Origin of the sequence: Arthrobacter sp. A2-55, from assembly GCF_025548615.1 — a bacterium.
In the GTDB taxonomy this organism is placed as follows: domain Bacteria; phylum Actinomycetota; class Actinomycetes; order Actinomycetales; family Micrococcaceae; genus Specibacter; species Specibacter silviterrae.
Map to the genome: position 1 here is coordinate 1 of NZ_JAJLOZ010000091.1, position 16075 is coordinate 16075.

Consider the following 16075-nt stretch of genomic DNA (forward strand, 5'->3'; position numbering starts at 1 on the left):
CGCTGGTTTTTGGGTTGATCATGATGGGTCCAGTCTAGCGAATGGCCTAACGGCGGCGCCGCGGCGGGAGGAGGGTGACGCCGTCGGGCACGGGGGGAAGCCCGGCAAAGGTGCAGACCATTTGCGACCATGCCTCCAGATGTGGCTGGACGGCCGCGGACGTGGGCGTCCACGAAGCCCGGAGCTCGATGTCAACGGCGTCGGGGCGGGCGGCCAGTGTGCCGTAGCTTTCGGAGAGAATCCGGGTGGCCGTGCCGCCGGCGGAACGGTGGCCCGCGCCGTGCTCCTCGAGGGCTTCCACCAGCCAGGCCCAGGCGACATTGCCCAGCAGCGCGTCATTGCCAATGTCGGCCTCCAGCTGCGCCCTGATGTAGGTGACAATCCGGAACGTGCCCTCCCACAGGGGGGACCCGTTGGGATCGTGGAGCAGGATGAAGCGCCCCGTGGCGAGTTCCTCGCCGTCGGCCATGACCTCGGCACCCAAGGCCACCCCGAAAGGGGCCAGCCTGGTGGGGGCGGGTATTTCCTCAAGCGTGAGTTCGCTGCGGTTTTGGGCGGCCCGCAGCGAGGCCAGGGCGGCCTGGAAATCGGGGGGAAGCAGCTGCGGTGTGCTCACCTTGGCAGGTTATTGCGTTCGCACCTGGTTCCGGCGCAGGCGCGCCGCTGGGCGCCTGCGCCGGGCCCACAGGGCGCAGCGGGTCCGCAGCGGTCAGGCGCCGACTTCGCGGCGGATGGCCGCCACGAATGCGTCAATGTCCTCTTCGGTGGTGTCGAAGGAACACATCCAGCGCACCTCGCGGGCGGCCTCGTTCCAGTCGTAAAAGCGGAACGATTCGCGCAGGCGGTCGGCCACGCCCTCGGGCAGCACTGCGAAGATCCCGTTGGACTCGGTGGCCTGCGTGGCATGCACCTGGGGAATCCCGTCCACGGCTGCGCGGAGCCTGGCTGCCATGGCGTTGGCGTGGCCGGCCGACTTCAGCCACAGGCCGTCCTCAAGCAGGGCCAGCAGCTGGGCGGAGATGAAGCGCATCTTCGAGGCCAGCTGCATGTTCATCTTGCGCAGGTAGATCAAACCGTCGGCGGCCGCGGGGTTGAGGGCCACCACGGCCTCGCCAAACATGATGCCGTTCTTGGTGCCGCCGAAGGAGAGAATGTCCACGCCGGCGTCGGAGGTGAACTCCCGCACCGGCACGTCCAGGAAGGCGGCCGCGTTGGCCAGCCGGGCGCCGTCCATGTGGACCTTCATCCCCAGGGAGTGGGCATGGTCGCAGATGGCCTTGACCTCGGCGGGCGTGTAGCAGGTGCCCAGCTCGGTGGTCTGTGTGATGGAGACGGCCAGGGGCTGCGCGCGGTGCTCGTCGCCAAAGCCCCAGGCTTCCTTGTCAATGAGCGCAGGCGTCAGCTTGCCGTCGGGTGTGGCCACAGCCAGCAGCTTCATGCCGCCCACGCGTTCGGGCGCGCCATTTTCATCGCAGTTGATGTGCGCCGTCGTGGCGCACACCACGGCGCCCCAGCGCGGCAGCAGTGACTGCAGGGCCGTCACGTTCGCCCCGGTGCCGTTGAAAACGGGGAACACGTCCACGGGCTTGCCGAACAGTTCCGCCAGTTTTTCACCCAGCCGCACGGTGTACACGTCCTCGCCGTAGGACACCTGGTGCCCCTCGTTTGCTGCGGCCAGGGCGGCCAGCACCTCCGGATGGACGCCGGAGTAATTGTCCGAGGCAAAGCTGCGCACGGCCGGGTCGTGCAGGCGGGAGGGGGACGAAATGGTGTCAGTGGTCACTGCAAGCCTTCTAGTTGAGTACGATGCGGGCGCCGTTGAGCTGCCCCGCAGGAGTGGAAAAGAGCCCCACCACAGTCTGCCCCAGTGCGGCGACGTCGGTGAAACCCGGGAACTTCCTTTCGGGCGAGGCGGCGCGCATGGCGTCATCCACCAGGGCCTTCACCACCAGCACGACGGCGGCCGGCCCGTCGCCGGCGCGCGCGGCCTGCGCCGTGGTTGCGCCGGCATCCGCCGTGGCCAGTCCGCCCGAGGGCAGCAGCTCGCCGGCGGCGGCGCCGACCACTGCATCCGCGGCCAGTCCCGCGGCCAGGGCCATCACCCAGGTCTCGGCGGCGGCCTTGACTGCGGCATAGTTCGCATTGCCCGGCGTCGGAGACGTCACTGCCGTGGAGGAGACGATGGCGATGCGGCCGTTGGCGTGGGCGCCGATGTCGTCGTAAAACGCCCGGCTGGTGTTGCGCAGCGTGGTGAGCACGGAGCGGTGCAGGAAGTCCCAGTCCGCATCCACCTGCGCGGACAGGGACTTGCCGCCGCGCCAGCCGCCCACCAGGTGGATGAGCCCGCCCGCGGCGCCGTACCCGCGCCGGACGGTGTCCGCCAGTTCCTGCACGGCCGCAGGGTCCGCAAGGTCGCACACCCGGGGTACGGCACCGCCGGTGAGGGCGGCCGCCGCCCCTATGCGTCCGGCGTCGGACCCCACGGTCATGACGGGGAAACCGGCGGAGACCAGGGCGGATGCCACGGCGATGCCGGCGGCGCTGCTGCCGCCGGCCACCACGATGGGAGCTGTTGTGTTCATGCCTCCAACAGTACCCACCTACGCCGCGCTGGAACCGGTGATGCCGGAGGTGGACTCAATGACTCCACGCATTTTCTTGTTCAGCGCTTCGTAGAACATGGAGAGCGGGAATTCGTCGTCCATGACCTGGTCGGTGATCTCCCGCAGCGGGGCCGTCAGCGGCAGGGCGTCGGGGCCCTTGGCCCAGGTCGACGCCGGGTTCGGGGTCAGCGTGCCGGAGACCAGCTCGTAGGCGGCGAGCCAGTGCGCCAGCTTGGGCCGGTCGATGGAGTGCCAGTACAGCTCCTCGATGGCGTGGCCCAGGGCGATCACCATGTCCGGGACCTCGTCCCAGTCAATGGTCAGTTTCGTGTCCGTCCAGTGGAGGACGTGGTGCTGGTGGAGCCACGCGAAGAGCAGCTGCCCGCCCAGGCCGTCATAGTTGCGCACGCGGCTGCCTGTGATGGCGAAGCGGAAGATCCTGTCAAAGATCACGGCGTACTGGACCAGCTTGGCGTGCCGGCGGGCCTCCGGGGATGCCTTTTCGTCCTTCTCAACGGCAACTGATTCCCGGTACGCGGTGAGGTCGCAGCGCAGTTCCTCCAGCGAGTACAGGAAGTAGGGCATGCGCTGCTTGATCATGAAGGGGTCGAAGGGCAGGTCACCGCGCATGTGCGTCCTGTCATGGATGAGGTCCCACATGACAAAGGTTTCCTGGGTCAGGGCCTGGTTGTCCAGTAGCTCGACGGCGTCTGCCGGCAAATCCAGCCGGGTCACCGCGGCGGCCTCCCGGACCACGCGGCGGAAACGTGCGGCCTCGCGGTCCTGGAAGATGGCGCCCCAGGTGAAGGAAGGGGTTTCCCGGACGGCCACGCTTTCCGGGAACAGCACGGCGGAGTTGCTGTCATAGCCGGGCGTGAAGTCGATGAAGCGCAGCGGTACAAACAGCTTGTTGGAGTAGCTGCCGGCCTCCAGTTCGCCAATGAACTCGGGCCAGATGACCTCCACCAGGACTGCCTCGACCAGGCGGGAGGTGGAGCCGTTCTGGGTGTACATGGGAAAGACCACCAGGTGGCCCAGGCCGTTCACGCGGTGTGCGGCGGGAGCAAAGGCCAGCAGCGAATCAAGGAAGTCGGGGACGCCCAGCCCGGCATCGGCCCACTTGGTGAAATCGGCCACCGCAAGGCGCAGGTAGTCCGCGTCGTGGGGGAAGTGCGGGGCCAGTTCCGTGATCGAGGCCGTGACGGTGCCGATGAGCTCCTTCGCCCGGGCATGGTCGGCCGCATCGGGCACGGAGCCGTCCTTGGCCTGAAGGCCCTGTAACTCGGTGGCGGCCCCCTTGAGGGACATCCATGCCGGTTCCGCGGCCAGGGAGGTGTAGTCGATTCCGGGGGCTGTGCCGGGTGCGGCCATGGTGATGCTCATGGGTGCCAGTCCTTTGCGTTGGTGCTGAACGAATTTTTTCGAGCGTACCAATGGGACAGCAAAACTTATGTGCCATATTCCCAAGCATAAGCAATTGTCATGCTGACGGACCGGAAAAAGCGGCGCTGCCACAGCATTGTCAGTGCTTGGCCGGCGCCGCTTTTGGATTGCCCGCTCGGGCTCCCCGCGGGGCTGCCGCCTACCCGCCGGCCTGCTTGAGGCGCAGCGAAACGGAGTTGATGCAGAACCGCTCGTCCGTGGGGGTGTCGTAGCCTTCGCCCTTGAACAGGTGACCCAGGTGCGAGTCACAGGCTGCGCAGCGCACCTCGATGCGTTCCATGCCGAGGGACTTGTCGTGCAGGTACCTCACCGTCCCATCCGCCAGCGGGGCAAAGAAGGACGGCCAGCCGCAGTGGGAATGGAACTTCTCCTTGGACGTGAACAGCTCCGCGCCGCACGCGCGGCACGCATACACGCCCTCCTGGGTGGAGTCCCAGTACTCGCCCGTAAAGGGCCGCTCGGTGGCGGCCTGGCGCAGCACGGCAAATTCGTCCGGCGTCAGCTCCTGCCGCCATTCGGATTCAGACTTGACCACGGTGGGGGACTGGGGGGTGGGGGTTACAGCTTCGCTCATAATTTCTACAACGTTCAGGAGTCGCCAATAAATCCCGAGCCGGAATAAAGGTGCAGCACGGGCAGGCCCAATTTGCGCTGGGCCTGGTGTGCCCAGTCCTGCCGGAAAGTGTCCGCCACGGCGTGCGGGCGGGTGACCACCACTGCCTGCCGGGCGTCGGAGTCGTTGACCTGGGCCACCAGGGAAGCCACGGCGTCGCCGTCGGCCACCCGGCCGCTGGCCTTGGCGCCGGCGGCCAGCAGCACCGACAGTGAAGCTTGCAGTATGTCCCGGGCCCCGGCCCGGACTGTCTCTGTGTCCGGCTTCTCCCGGAATTCGCGCAGGGCGCCCGGGACATCCAGCATGGTCAGCTGGTCGATGACGTCCACCAGCAGGTTTCGCTTGGTGTTGGCCGGGACCAGCAGCACCAGCTCGACGTCGTCGTCGGGCCCATACAGGTCCATGATGTTTTCGGCATCGACAGCACTCAGGGGTTCTTCGGTCAGGATGATGATCGACTCGCTCATTGCACCAGCTTAGGCGTCCGGGGGGAAGATTCGCCCGCCACCTGGCCAAAATGTTGCCGGTGAAAGTTTCCGCCCCTCCGGTGCGCCGCTCGACGCTCCCACTGGCGGTGGGCAGAATGGGGGTATGGCAACCTCGGTGCAACAGTCCAGCAAGTGGCTCAAGTGGGGGGCGCTGGGTGCCGGTGCTGCCGGAGCCGCGGCGCTGACAGTGGCGTCCGCCACGTCCGCGCTGGCCGCGTATTTCGCCCGCAAGGTGGTCACCCCCGAGAAAACCCGGGCCGACGACCTCTCCATCCTGGCGGTCATTTCCGACGGGCCCCGGATGCAGGTGGTGCTGGACGCCACGGCCGACACCATCATTGACGGCACCTTCGCCATCTACTTCGACGGCGGCCTGGCCCATGCCGTGGTGGGCCGGATTGTGGACTATGTTCCCCGCGAGGGCAGCGTCACCCGGGACGTCCTTTCCGTCCATGGCGGCGAACTGCGCACGGCGACACAGGGCTGGTGGTCCGGCAGCATCTACGCCCATCCCGACGAGCTTGGCCTTGACAGCGAGGACGTCACGCTCGCGCTGCCGGGCGGCCCCGCCCCGGCCTGGCTGGTCCGGGCCCCCAACGCGCTGCCAACCTGGGCCATCATGGTCCACGGCCGCGGGGCCACCCGCTCCGAAGGGCTGCGCGCCGTTGCCGCCGCCCACAGGCTCGGCATGGATTCCCTGCTGATCTCCTACAGGAACGACGGCGACGCCCCCGCCGCGCCGGACGGCCGGTACGGGCTGGGCGTCACCGAATGGGCGGACGTTGAGGCCGCCATCGACTTCGCGGTGGCACACGGTGCCAAGGATGTGGTCCTTTTTGGCTTCTCCATGGGCGGGGCCATCAGCCTGCAGGCCGCCGACCTCGCCCGCAACCGCAAGCGCATCCTGGCCATGGTCCTGGACGCCCCTGTCATCGACTGGGTCAACGTGCTGGCCCACCAGGCCCAGCTCAACCGCATCCCCGACTATGTGGGGCGCTATGGGCAGTTCATGCTCAGCCACCCCCTGGGACGGCGCATCACCGGCCTGGCCGCCCCCGTAAACCTCAAGAGCATGGACTGGGTGGGCCGCGCCGTCGAACTGCGCACGCCCACCCTCATCCTGCACAGCATCGACGACGACTTCGTTCCCTACGAGCCCACGGCAGAACTGGCCAAGCGCAACCCCGAAATGGTCACCTTCGAACCCTTCAGCAAGGCCCGCCACACCAAGGAATGGAATGTGGATCCGGACCGCTGGGAAAACGTCGTGGAATCCTGGCTGCGGCCACGCCTGGGAAGATACGGCCTGCCGCGGGACTAGCGCCGGCGGGACGGAGGCGTCCGGAGCGGGATGGGGGCTGGCGGCGTGGTGGGCGTCGCCGCGGACACACCGACGGAGTCGTGTGTGGCGCGGTGCGGGCACCAGCCCCCATCCCGTGGAGGACGCCAGAGTCCCTTGTGCGATTACGCGGGGTGGCCGATTTTCGCCGTCGTCGCGCCTGTCAGGGTGATGAGGTCGGCGGGGGAGAGCTCCACGTCAAAGCCGCGGCGGCCCCCCGAGACAAAGATGGTGGCAAAGGAGAGGGCGGATTCGTCCACCACGGTGGGGGAGCGCTGGCGCTGGCCCAGGGGCGAGATGCCACCGAGTACGTAGCCGGTGCGGCGCTGGGCGGTGGCGGGATCGGCCATGGCCGCCTTCTTGCGGCCCATGGCGTGGGCCAGGGCCTTGAGGTCAAGTGTGCCGTTGACAGGCACGACGGCGACGGCCAGGGTCCCGTCCACGTCGGCCATGAGGGTCTTGAACACCTGTTCCGGCGGCACCTGGAGGACATTTGCGGCCTCCATGCCGAAGCTCGCCGCGGACGGGTCGTGGGCGTAGGCGTGGGCAGTAAAAGGCACCCCTGCCGCGGTCAGTGCGACCGTGGCGGGGGTGCCGGCGCTTCCAGCAGCTTTATTCTTGGCCATGGAAGCAGTATGCCACCCGGAGCACGCTAGGCGGCGGGGCGGACCCCTCCGCGGATCTTGCGCTTGACCCGCCCCAGCATGGCCGACATGCCGCGCATGCGCAGCGGGGAGATGGCCCGGGTCAGGCCCAGTTGTTCCGGCATGTCGTCGGGCACTGCCAGAATTTCCTCGGCCGTGAGGCCGTCCAGGCCCTCAAAGAGGACCGAGGCGAAGCCACGCGTGGTGGGTGCCTCCGGGGGTGCCTGGAAGAACAGCCGGATGACGTCGCCGTGGTCTGTCTTTTCGGATTCGACGGTCAGGAACAGCGGCGACTGGCATTCCACCACCTGCTCTAGGAGTTCCGGATGGTTCGACAGTCGTTCCGGCAGGGCCGGCAGCGACCGTGAGAATTCCAGCAGGAGGGTCAAGCGGTCACGCTCTTCGAGCTCCTGGAAATCGTTCACGATCTCTGCCAACGCCTGTGGAAGTGCTTGTGAAGTAGTCATTGACTCAAGCGTACGTTTCTTTTCAGTTGGGTGTGTAACCGCTGGGGTCAGTTTGCCGAGGGCAGTTCGCCGCGCTCGGTGCCCTTCACGATCGGAACGCGGACGCTGTTGCCCCACTCCGTCCAGGAACCGTCATAGTTGCGGACGGTCTCGAAGCCCAGCAGGTACTTGAGGGCGAACCAGGTGTGGCTGGACCGCTCGCCGATGCGGCAGTAGGCCACCACGTCGTCGCCCGGCTTCAGGCCGGCTTCGCCGAGGTAGAGGGCTTCGAGCTCTTCGCGGCTGCGGTAGGTGCCGTCGGTGTCGGCAGCCCGTCCCCACGGGATGGAGGCAGCCGTCGGGATGTGCCCGCCGCGCAGCGTGCCTTCCTGCGGGTAGGCGGCCATGTGGGTGCGCTCTCCCGAGTACTCTTCCGGGGAGCGGACGTCGATGAGCGGCTTGCCCAGGTGGGCCAGCACGTCTTCCTTGTACGCGCGGATGGGTGCGTCATTGCGCTCCACAACCGGGTAGCCGGCGGCGGGGGTGACCGCAGTGGCGTCGGTGGTCAGTTCCCGGCCTTCGGCAATCCACTTGTCGCGGCCGCCGTCGAGCAGGCGGACGTCCTCGTGGCCGAACAGGGTGAAGACCCACAGGGCGTAGGCAGCCCACCAGTTGGACTTGTCGCCGTAAACCACCACGGTGGTGTCCCGGGAGATGCCCTTGGCGGCGGCGAGCTTCGCAAAAGCCGCACCGTCAATGTAGTCGCGGGCCACGTCGTCGTTCAGGTCCGTGTGCCAGTCAATCTTGACCGAGCCGGGAATGTGGCCGGTCTCGTAGAGGAGCACGTCCTCGTCGGATTCAACAACCACCAGGCTGCCGTCGTTCGTGGCGCCGTCGGCCAGGGCCTTGGCAAGCCACTCGGTGGATACCAGGCGCTCCGGGTGTGCGTAGGTGGCAAACTTCTCATTCGTTTCAACTGCAACAGGCATGATGCCCCTTCCTTTGGACAGCCCGCTTCCAGGCGCCGCCGGGAAATTCCGGGACGATTCGTTGGCACGGACTGAGGCTGGATGAACGCTGTAGGTCTGCAGCGTAAGTGATGTCCTCGTTTTCAACAGTAACCATTCATGGGGTTGAATACTTCCCCGCGTTAACGTGGCGCAATATCCGCGTGCGTAAACTTGGGGGGGTGCGCGTCCGCGTGAAAAGTGGCAGTTATTGGTTATCCCTGATGAAACGGATCAGTCTTTGGTACAAGTTGAGCAACTCTCCACCCGCCGGCCGGCAGTGTCCGTGGACGAACTGCTAAAGGGATTCGTCCCGTCACCGCGGTTTGGCGAAGTGTCTTTTGCCAGCTACCGTCCCGATCCGTCCCAGCCGTCACAGGCGGAAGCGGTGCGGGTGCTGGAGGAGTTTGGCAGCCATGCCGCCGCCAAGCCGGTATCCGGGCTGCGAAAGCTGTTTGGCGGCAAGGCCAAGAAGGCCGAAACCCGCGCCGGCATCTACCTTGACGGCGGCTTCGGCGTCGGGAAGACCCACCTGCTCTCTGCCCTGTGGCACCAGGTGGACGGGCCCAAGGCCATTGGCACGTTTGTGGAGTACACCAACCTGGTGGGGGCCCTTTCCTTCCGCAAGACGGTGGAAGCGCTCAGCAGCTACACGCTGGTCTGCATTGATGAGTTTGAGCTTGATGACCCGGGCGACACCGTGCTGATGTCCCGCTTGATGCGGGAGCTGGCGGACGCCGGGGTGAAGCTGGCTGCAACGTCCAACACCCTGCCCGGCGCCTTGGGCGACGGTCGATTTGCCGCCGTTGACTTCAAGCGCGAAATACAGGTGCTGGCGGACCAGTTCGACATCCTGCACATTGACGGCGAGGACTTCCGCCACCGCGGCCTTCCGACACCGCCGGAGCCGCTGGCCAACAGCGAACTGGACGCGGCCATGCGCAGGGAGTTTGCCGGCAGGACGGTGGCGGTGGATGATTTCGGGACCCTGGTGGACCACTTGGCAGGCGTCCACCCTTCCCGCTACCGCCAGCTGCTCGAGGGAATCGACGCCGTCGTGTGGCGCAATGTGCGCACCATTACGGAGCAATCGGTGGCCCTGCGTTTTGTGGTGCTGGCAGACCGGCTGTACGACAAGGACGTGCCGATCCTTGGAAGCGGCGCAGCGCTTGACGCCCTGTTCACCCCCGAAATGATGGCCGGGGGATACCAAAAGAAGTACTTCCGGGCTGTCTCGCGGCTCATGGCGCTGGCCCGCGAGGCGCAGGAATCTCCTGCCCCGGAAGCCGTGGCGGCGGACACGCCCGTGGCATCCGCCGTTTCCCCGGCCATTTCCTAAAACATCCCGCGAGGCCTTGCAAACATCGCTTAAAAGCGAAAAGGCGCCGGTGCCGTCTCTCGACGGGACCGGCGCCCTTCTTGACGCCAATTCAGGGGCGAAGGGGCTTGAGTTTACTGCCCGGCCTGGCTCTGTCCGTCCACGTAGTCCGAACCTGCCTTTTGAATCCCGTCGACCTGGTCCTTGAACTTGCCACCGGTCTTGTCGTCGACAAAGTCGCCGGCCTTCTCGATGCCGTCCTTGACCTGATCTCCGTGACTTCCGATCAGTTCCTCGGCCTTGCCCTTGATATCGTCAAAAATAGACACAAGGCACCTCCCTTCACTCGTGGGGCCATTGGCGCCCCAACTCCTAAACAGCCTAGTGGTCCCAGCCGAGATGTCAACGACTTTTTAGGGCAGTCGCAGGAGGTCCAAGGGCGGGGTGGGGCCGTCTGTGCCAGAATTGCAGGAAGCCACCAGGCACCCGGACGAGGTGCGCCGTACCCGGCCAGCGACAAGACGGCGCGTGGCCTGCAGCAGCAGGCGCAGGTTCACCTCACCCGAAGGGACGTTGTCATGGGATGGATTGTTTTAGTTGTTTCAGGAGTGCTCGAGGCTGTTTGGGCGACGGCACTGGGCCGGAGCATGGGATTCAGCAAGGCGGGACCCACGGTGGTGTTCGCAGTGGCCCTGGTGGGAAGCATGGCCGGTTTGGCCTGGGCCATGCGCACGCTTCCCACGGGCACTGCCTACGCGGTGTGGGTGGGGATCGGCGCTTCCCTGACCGTGGCGTATGCGATGGCCACGGGCGCCGAGACGGTCTCCCTGCTCAAGGTGCTGTTGCTGCTGGGGCTTATCTCATGCATTGTGGGGCTGAAGCTGGCCCACTAGGCACACCCTCTTAAACGGCCGACGGCGGCGCCAAGGTTGCGCCGCCGTCGAACATGCCGTGGTGGGCGATACTGGGATCGAACCAGTGACCTCTTCCGTGTCAGGGAAGCGCGCTACCGCTGCGCCAATCGCCCAAGAGCATTCTTGGAAAATCCGGATTGAGACCAAAACTGCCGGAACCCGAGGGATTCCGGCAGTTCATGGTCAATCCGAGCGGTCGACGAGATTCGAACTCGCGACATCCACCTTGGCAAGGTGGTGCTCTACCAGCTGAGCTACGACCGCATTTTGTTGCTGTATTGCCATTTGTTGCTATATTGCATTGTCCGGTTTTCACCGGGGAATGATCCTTAAAGGATCATTCGTGGGCGATACTGGGATCGAACCAGTGACCTCTTCCGTGTCAGGGAAGCGCGCTACCGCTGCGCCAATCGCCCAATGCATTCCACTGTACTGTACACAATCACTGTCCAGCGAAACACTTTGGTTCAGCCATATATGGAGGTGGGAACGGGATTCGAACCCGTGTACACGGCTTTGCAGGCCGTTGCCTCGCCTCTCGGCCACCCCACCGTGAAACTGAACGGTGTCCTGCGAGCGGTTGACGAGATTCGAACTCGCGACATCCACCTTGGCAAGGTGGTGCTCTACCAGCTGAGCTACAACCGCAGAAGCTACATTTCCCAGGCCGTTGCGTTTCCGCTTCGGTGTTCCGTGTTGCTGCGATGAAAACTGTACCCGAGCCTTTTCCCAAATGCCAAATCGAGGATCCCTTCGGGTGGGAGCCTCCCGCCGCGTGCCGCCTGGATCGTTGAATTGGCGGGGTTTTTGCGGCCGGGAATCGAATTACAGGCCTGTCATTTGGGCCGTTTTTTGGGGTGCCGGGGCCACCTTTTCGACAACACGTTGATGTGTCGGTGGTCACGCGGTTGGCGGTGCGGGCCGGATTCCGCGGCCATATTGCGGCTCTGTCCCGGCCGCCGGTTCCCGTATTTTGGCTCAATTATGACCACGGGAAAGTTTGGGCTAGTCTATTGAACGCAACGAGGAAAGAGCTTGGCCCGCAGGTGGAAACATCAGCGGATGGAGCCTTTGCTTGGGCGATTGGCGCAGTGGTAGCGCGCTTCGTTCACACCGAAGAGGTCACTGGTTCGAACCCAGTATCGCCCACCAGAATAAAAGCCCCGCTCACCTGCTTTCAACGCAGGGAGCGGGGCTTTTTCGTGAGGGTTGCTTTCCGAGGCTCCCCCAAAAATGTGACAGCTACTGTCCGGCCTCGGCCGTGCAGGCCAACATTTTTGACTGTACAGGTGGATAGCGGCACCGGCAACGGGTTTGGCATTCGAGTGGACTATTGTTATCAGGCCGATATCTGGCAGGGCCGCACATTTCGGTCTCGGCCTGGGTTATCCACAGTTGCGCCGCGCAGGGTGCACCGTGTCCGTCGGTGGTGAAATAGTGGAACCATGACGGCACCGGCATTGGCACACTCCACAGAACTTGGGCGCATGTACGCCCGCTCCTTGACTGAACCGCCCAAGGTTCCCTCTATCACCACAGTGATTGGACAGCAGGCGAACAGCCTGGACGGTTGGATCGGCTACATGGCGGCCAACGCCGTGGCGAACCACCCTGACCTTGGCACCGCCGTCGGCAATCCCCGGCAGTTGCGCACCGTGGTGCGCGACAGCTCCAATGCCGCCGAACAGTACCGGGACGCCGCCGCTTCGCGCGGGGACCGGGTCCACTACTACTGTGAACAGGTCTCGCTGCGGGCCCTGGGACGCCCGGAACAGCTGCTGACGGCACGGGCGTCGCTTGCTGAGAAGGGGGAGGAAAAGTTCGCCGACCGCTTTGACGCCTGGTGGAATGAATACCAAGTGCAGCCGCTGGCCCCTGAAATCACGGTGTGGAATGAGTCCCTCGGATACGCCGGCACCTTGGACCTGGTCGCCACCATTGGCGGCAAGCTGTGCATCATCGACTACAAAACCAAGGGAACCGACCGCAACGGCCAGGTCAAGGCCTTGGATGCCAAGGTGGTCATGCAGCTGGTGGCCGGGATGAAGGCCGAGGAATCCATTGTGGATGAGGCGGCCGGGACCTGGGAGGCCTGGAGGTACGGGCAGGATCCGGTGCTGCTGGGCGTGGCGATTGGCGAAACGGAAGTCCGCACCGAACGCGCCAACCCCGCCGTCCTGAAGGAACACTGGTTCAAGTTCGCGTCGCTGCGGCGGGTCTGGCAAACCTCCCTTGACGCCGCCCGGGCCGGGCAGCCCCTGCTCCCCATTGTCCCGCCCGCCAGGTGACGATCGCCAACTAGACTGGACGGACAGCAATTCAACATCTAAGTGAGGTCCCCACCCATGGCCATCCTGAGCATCCGCATCATCGGCGACCCCGTCCTGCGAACTGTAGCGGGGGACGTGACGGACTTCGGCCCTGAACTGGCCAAGCTCATTGAGGACATGACCGAGACCATGGTGGATGTGCGGGGGGCGGGCCTGGCCGCACCGCAGGTGGGCGTCAGCAAACGCATTTTCACCTATTCCGTGGACGGCCAGGAAGGCCACGTCATCAACCCCGTCATCGTGGCCAGCGACGACTTCCAGCCGGACCAACCCGAAGGCTGCCTGTCCGTTCCGGGGCTGGGATTCAACGTACGCCGGCACCGTTGGGTGCGGATCACGGGGGTCGACCTGCACGGTGAGCCCCTTGACATGGAGGCCACAGGCCAGCTGGCCAAGTGCTTCCAGCATGAAACCGACCACCTCAACGGCAAGCTGTACGTGGACCGGCTGGACGGGGACGACCGAAAGGACGCCCTGCGCGCCATCCGCACGGCCAACTACCACGACGTGACTGCCCAGACCGTTGCCAAGCGCTCCCGCACCGTTGGCTCCGCCTTTGGTGCAGGCGCGGCGCAGTGAGGGTCCTTTTTGCCGGCACGCCCGCCGTCGCCCTGCCGTCCCTGGAAGCCCTGCGGGCGGACGGACATGAAATCGTCGCCGTCCTGACCCGTCCGGACGCGCCGGTGGGGCGCAAACGGGTACTCACGCCGTCGCCCGTTGCCGTACGCGCCCAGGACCTTGGCCTTCCGGTCATCAAGGCCGGCCGCATTGACGCCGCGGCCGTTGCCGCCATCGCCGAAGCTGCCCCCGATGTGGCCGCCATCGTGGCCTACGGGGCCCTGATTCCCGAGGACGCGCTGTCCCTTCCGCCCCACGGCTGGATCAACCTGCACTTTTCGCTGCTGCCCGCATGGCGGGGGGCGGCACCCGTGCAGCACGCGCTCATCAACGGCGACGAGGTCACGGGGGCCACCACGTTCCTGCTGGAAAAAGGGCTCGACACCGGCCCTGCCTACGGCACCATGACCGAAACCGTCCGCGCCACCGACACCAGCGCCGCGCTGCTTGAACGCCTCTCCCACAGCGGGGCCGTGCTCCTCGCGCAGACCCTTGCCGCGCTCGACGCCGGGCAGGCGGCCGGGGTGCCCCAGCAAGGCGACGTTTCCCTTGCCCCCAAGCTCACGCTGGAAGACGGCCATGTGTGCTGGGACCACCCCGCGCTGGCCATCAGCCGCAGGGTCAGGGGCGTCACCACCGAGCCGGGCGCCTGGACCACGCTGGGCGGACAGCGCTTCAAGCTGGGCCCGGTGGCACTCCGCCCGGACGTCAGCGGGCTGGCCCCCGGCAGGGTGCGCCTTGACGGCCGGGCCGTCCTGGTGGGAACCGGCTCCCACGCCGTGCAACTGGCGGACGTGCAACCCGCCGGCAAGAAACTGATGAACGCAAGCGACTGGGCCCGCGGCCTGGCGAACAAGGAAGATGTGGTGTTTGAATGACCAGTGAGCATGGCGGCGTACGCCGCCGGGACAGCGCGGGGCGCGAACGCAACCGCGCCACCGGGCGGAATCGCACCACTGCGGCACCGTCCCAGCGCACCCGGGCCGCAGACCCGGCCCGGCTGGTGGCCTATGAAGTACTGCGGGCTGTTTCAGCCGATGACGCCTACGCCAACCTGGTCATGCCGGCACGCATCCGCCACCACCATCTGGACCGGCGGGACGCCGGCTTCGCCACCGAACTGGCCTATGGCGCCCTCCGCGGGCAGGGCAGCTACGACGCCATCCTGGCCCGCTGCGTGGACCGGCCGCTGTCCGAACTTGATCCTGCCATCCTCGACGCGCTGCGCATCGGCGTCCACCAGCTGCTGGCCATGCGCGTGCCGGCCCATGCGGCACTCGACCAGACCGTGGGCCTGGCCCGCGCTGTCATCGGGGCCGGCCCGTCAGCCCTCATCAATGCCGTGCTGCGGAGGGTGTCCGCCCAAAGCCTGCAGGAGTGGCTGGCGCAACTGACGGACGGCCTCACGGACGATGTCAAGATTGCCTCCATCACCGAATCCCACCCCGAATGGATTGTCCGCTCGCTGCGCCAGGCCCTCGTGGCCCACGGCCGCGACGCCGCCGAAATCACGGCGCTGCTGGAAGCCGACAATGCCGCGCCCGTGGTGAATCTGGTGGCACTGCCCGGCCTGGGCAGCCTCGACGAGGCATTTGACGCCGGGTTCACGCCCGGCCCCCTGGTCATTGATTCGGCGCTTTCCCCCGGCGGGGACCTGGGCCGGCTGTCGTCCGTCCGCGAGGGCACCGTCCGGGTCCAGGATGTCGGTTCGCAGCTGGTGGCCCGCGCCCTTGCCGCTGCTGAACTCACATCGGAACGCACCGACGGCGAGGAACGCTGGCTGGACATGTGCGCAGGGCCCGGCGGAAAGGCCGCCCTGCTGGCCGCGCTGGCCGCCGAACAGGGTGCCTGGATCCTGGCCAACGAACCCACGCCGCACCGGGCCCGGCTCGTTGAACAAGCCATGGCCGCCATTCCGGAAGACGCCTGGACGGTGCGCACGGGAGACGGCCGCGACGTGGGCCGGGAGCACCCCGAGTCCTTTGACCGCATCCTGGTGGACGCGCCCTGCACCGGCCTGGGCGCCCTGCGGCGCCGGCCCGAGTCCCGCTGGCGCCGCCAGCTCTCCGATGTCTCCGAGCTGGGCCCGCTGCAGCGCGAACTGCTCGACTCGGCCCTCTCCGCCGTAAAACGCGGGGGAGTGGTGGCCTATGTGACGTGTTCGCCGCACATCGCCGAGACCCTGGCCGTGGTGGACGACGCGTTGCGGGGACGCACCGACCTTGAACTGCTCGACGCCGGAGCAGCCCTTGACGCCGTGAGCCTCACGGGGAAGCTGGACGCCGGAAATGCCGGCTCGCCGCTGCCGGTCC

Annotated in this window: 17 protein-coding genes, 6 tRNA genes and 1 riboswitch; of the genes, 8 read left to right on the forward strand and 15 right to left on the reverse strand. The window is 66.2% G+C overall.

All coding sequences use genetic code 11. From position 1 onward, the window contains the following. Positions 1–46 precede the first annotated feature (46 nt). The 6 genes from LPN03_RS18690 to LPN03_RS18715 form a co-directional block, all read right to left on the reverse strand. The gene (locus tag LPN03_RS18690; protein ID WP_165182855.1) at positions 47–616 is read right to left on the reverse strand and encodes a DUF3000 domain-containing protein; all 570 of its coding nucleotides are present in this window, start codon (positions 614–616) and stop codon (positions 47–49) included. A 93-nt stretch (positions 617–709) separates the two neighbouring features. Next, positions 710–1783 (reverse strand): threonine aldolase family protein, encoded by a 1074-nt coding sequence (locus LPN03_RS18695; RefSeq protein ID WP_262455464.1) that lies wholly within the window; start codon positions 1781–1783, stop codon positions 710–712. Between the two features lie 10 nt (positions 1784–1793). Beyond that, complete coding sequence (locus LPN03_RS18700; protein WP_262455465.1) at positions 1794–2582, reverse strand: SDR family NAD(P)-dependent oxidoreductase; 789 nt, start codon at positions 2580–2582, stop codon at positions 1794–1796. 18 nt (positions 2583–2600) lie between these two features. Next, complete coding sequence (locus LPN03_RS18705) at positions 2601–3974, reverse strand: DUF6421 family protein (protein WP_262455471.1); 1374 nt, start codon at positions 3972–3974, stop codon at positions 2601–2603. A 211-nt stretch (positions 3975–4185) separates the two neighbouring features. Beyond that, the gene (msrB, locus tag LPN03_RS18710; RefSeq protein ID WP_165182858.1) at positions 4186–4620 is read right to left on the reverse strand and encodes a peptide-methionine (R)-S-oxide reductase MsrB; all 435 of its coding nucleotides are present in this window, start codon (positions 4618–4620) and stop codon (positions 4186–4188) included. A gap of 14 nt (positions 4621–4634) precedes the next feature. Further along, positions 4635–5126: a hypothetical protein gene (locus tag LPN03_RS18715; RefSeq protein WP_165182859.1), complete on the reverse strand. Its 492-nt coding sequence runs from the start codon at positions 5124–5126 to the stop codon at positions 4635–4637. 124 nt (positions 5127–5250) lie between these two features. On the opposite strand from LPN03_RS18715, the gene LPN03_RS18720 reads away from it, so the two are divergent. Then, complete coding sequence (locus LPN03_RS18720) at positions 5251–6468, forward strand: alpha/beta hydrolase family protein (protein WP_165182860.1); 1218 nt, start codon at positions 5251–5253, stop codon at positions 6466–6468. Between the two features lie 143 nt (positions 6469–6611). Here LPN03_RS18720 and ybaK read toward each other — a convergent pair whose 3' ends face one another. The 3 genes from ybaK to LPN03_RS18735 are packed head-to-tail and all read right to left on the reverse strand — an operon-like array spanning position 6612 to position 8565. Then, a complete protein-coding gene (gene ybaK, locus LPN03_RS18725) occupies positions 6612–7112 on the reverse strand; it encodes a Cys-tRNA(Pro) deacylase (RefSeq protein WP_165182861.1) in 501 nt (166 codons plus the stop codon). A 26-nt stretch (positions 7113–7138) separates the two neighbouring features. Beyond that, positions 7139–7597, reverse strand: coding sequence for a SufE family protein (locus LPN03_RS18730; protein ID WP_165182862.1), 459 nt, complete (start codon positions 7595–7597; stop codon positions 7139–7141). Between the two features lie 47 nt (positions 7598–7644). Further along, positions 7645–8565 (reverse strand): sulfurtransferase, encoded by a 921-nt coding sequence (locus tag LPN03_RS18735; protein WP_165182863.1) that lies wholly within the window; start codon positions 8563–8565, stop codon positions 7645–7647. Positions 8566–8824: 259 nt separating this feature from the next. On the opposite strand from LPN03_RS18735, the gene zapE reads away from it, so the two are divergent. After that, positions 8825–9922, forward strand: coding sequence for a cell division protein ZapE (gene zapE, locus LPN03_RS18740; protein ID WP_165182864.1), 1098 nt, complete (start codon positions 8825–8827; stop codon positions 9920–9922). Between the two features lie 113 nt (positions 9923–10035). On the opposite strand, the gene LPN03_RS18745 is transcribed toward zapE, so the two are convergent. Beyond that, positions 10036–10230 carry an antitoxin gene (locus LPN03_RS18745; RefSeq protein WP_165182865.1) on the reverse strand — a complete coding sequence of 65 codons (195 nt, stop codon included), beginning with the start codon at positions 10228–10230 and terminating at the stop codon, positions 10036–10038. Positions 10231–10370: 140 nt separating this feature from the next. Further along, positions 10371–10432: riboswitch (guanidine-III (ykkC-III) riboswitch) on the forward strand. Between the two features lie 47 nt (positions 10433–10479). Here LPN03_RS18745 and LPN03_RS18750 point away from each other — a divergent pair. Next, entirely contained in the window at positions 10480–10794 is a 315-nt protein-coding gene (locus tag LPN03_RS18750; RefSeq protein WP_165182866.1) for a DMT family transporter, read from the forward strand. A gap of 59 nt (positions 10795–10853) precedes the next feature. On the opposite strand, the gene LPN03_RS18755 is transcribed toward LPN03_RS18750, so the two are convergent. From LPN03_RS18755 to LPN03_RS18775, 5 genes are all read right to left on the reverse strand, one after another. Continuing rightward, a tRNA-Val gene (locus LPN03_RS18755) sits at positions 10854–10928 on the reverse strand. Between the two features lie 78 nt (positions 10929–11006). Further along, positions 11007–11079, reverse strand: a tRNA-Gly gene (locus tag LPN03_RS18760). Between the two features lie 80 nt (positions 11080–11159). Next, a tRNA-Val gene (locus LPN03_RS18765) sits at positions 11160–11231 on the reverse strand. Positions 11232–11293: 62 nt separating this feature from the next. Further along, positions 11294–11367: transfer RNA gene (locus LPN03_RS18770), tRNA-Cys, on the reverse strand. Positions 11368–11390: 23 nt separating this feature from the next. Continuing rightward, positions 11391–11463: transfer RNA gene (locus tag LPN03_RS18775), tRNA-Gly, on the reverse strand. A gap of 429 nt (positions 11464–11892) precedes the next feature. Here LPN03_RS18775 and LPN03_RS18780 point away from each other — a divergent pair. The 5 genes from LPN03_RS18780 to LPN03_RS18800 form a co-directional block, all read left to right on the forward strand. Next, positions 11893–11967: transfer RNA gene (locus LPN03_RS18780), tRNA-Val, on the forward strand. A 293-nt stretch (positions 11968–12260) separates the two neighbouring features. Then, positions 12261–13103, forward strand: a complete 843-nt coding sequence (locus LPN03_RS18785) for a PD-(D/E)XK nuclease family protein (protein ID WP_262455467.1) — start codon at positions 12261–12263, stop codon at positions 13101–13103. Positions 13104–13160: 57 nt separating this feature from the next. Then, complete coding sequence (gene def, locus LPN03_RS18790; RefSeq protein ID WP_165182868.1) at positions 13161–13724, forward strand: peptide deformylase; 564 nt, start codon at positions 13161–13163, stop codon at positions 13722–13724. Next, the gene (gene fmt, locus LPN03_RS18795; RefSeq protein WP_262455469.1) at positions 13721–14641 is read left to right on the forward strand and encodes a methionyl-tRNA formyltransferase; all 921 of its coding nucleotides are present in this window, start codon (positions 13721–13723) and stop codon (positions 14639–14641) included. Before def ends, fmt begins: the two co-directional genes overlap by 4 nt. Continuing rightward, positions 14638–16075: RsmB/NOP family class I SAM-dependent RNA methyltransferase (locus LPN03_RS18800; protein ID WP_262455470.1), on the forward strand; the 1438-nt coding region annotated here is incomplete at its 3' end. The genes fmt and LPN03_RS18800, both read left to right, overlap by 4 nt.

What these genes read in the sequence shown, in the direction of transcription:
- LPN03_RS18715 (WP_165182859.1), bottom strand. Translation starts at nt 5,126, where the DNA reads ATGAGCGAGTCGATCATCATCCTGACCGAAGAACCCCTGAGTGCTGTC.
- LPN03_RS18705 (WP_262455471.1), bottom strand. Translation starts at nt 3,974, where the DNA reads ATGGCCGCACCCGGCACAGCCCCCGGAATCGACTACACCTCCCTGGCC.
- ybaK (WP_165182861.1), bottom strand. Translation starts at nt 7,112, where the DNA reads ATGGCCAAGAATAAAGCTGCTGGAAGCGCCGGCACCCCCGCCACGGTC.
- LPN03_RS18700 (WP_262455465.1), bottom strand. Translation starts at nt 2,582, where the DNA reads ATGAACACAACAGCTCCCATCGTGGTGGCCGGCGGCAGCAGCGCCGCC.
- def (WP_165182868.1), top strand. Translation starts at nt 13,161, where the DNA reads ATGGCCATCCTGAGCATCCGCATCATCGGCGACCCCGTCCTGCGAACT.
- LPN03_RS18750 (WP_165182866.1), top strand. Translation starts at nt 10,480, where the DNA reads ATGGGATGGATTGTTTTAGTTGTTTCAGGAGTGCTCGAGGCTGTTTGG.
- LPN03_RS18785 (WP_262455467.1), top strand. Translation starts at nt 12,261, where the DNA reads ATGACGGCACCGGCATTGGCACACTCCACAGAACTTGGGCGCATGTAC.
- msrB (WP_165182858.1), bottom strand. Translation starts at nt 4,620, where the DNA reads ATGAGCGAAGCTGTAACCCCCACCCCCCAGTCCCCCACCGTGGTCAAG.
- LPN03_RS18730 (WP_165182862.1), bottom strand. Translation starts at nt 7,597, where the DNA reads ATGACTACTTCACAAGCACTTCCACAGGCGTTGGCAGAGATCGTGAAC.
- LPN03_RS18720 (WP_165182860.1), top strand. Translation starts at nt 5,251, where the DNA reads ATGGCAACCTCGGTGCAACAGTCCAGCAAGTGGCTCAAGTGGGGGGCG.
- LPN03_RS18735 (WP_165182863.1), bottom strand. Translation starts at nt 8,565, where the DNA reads ATGCCTGTTGCAGTTGAAACGAATGAGAAGTTTGCCACCTACGCACAC.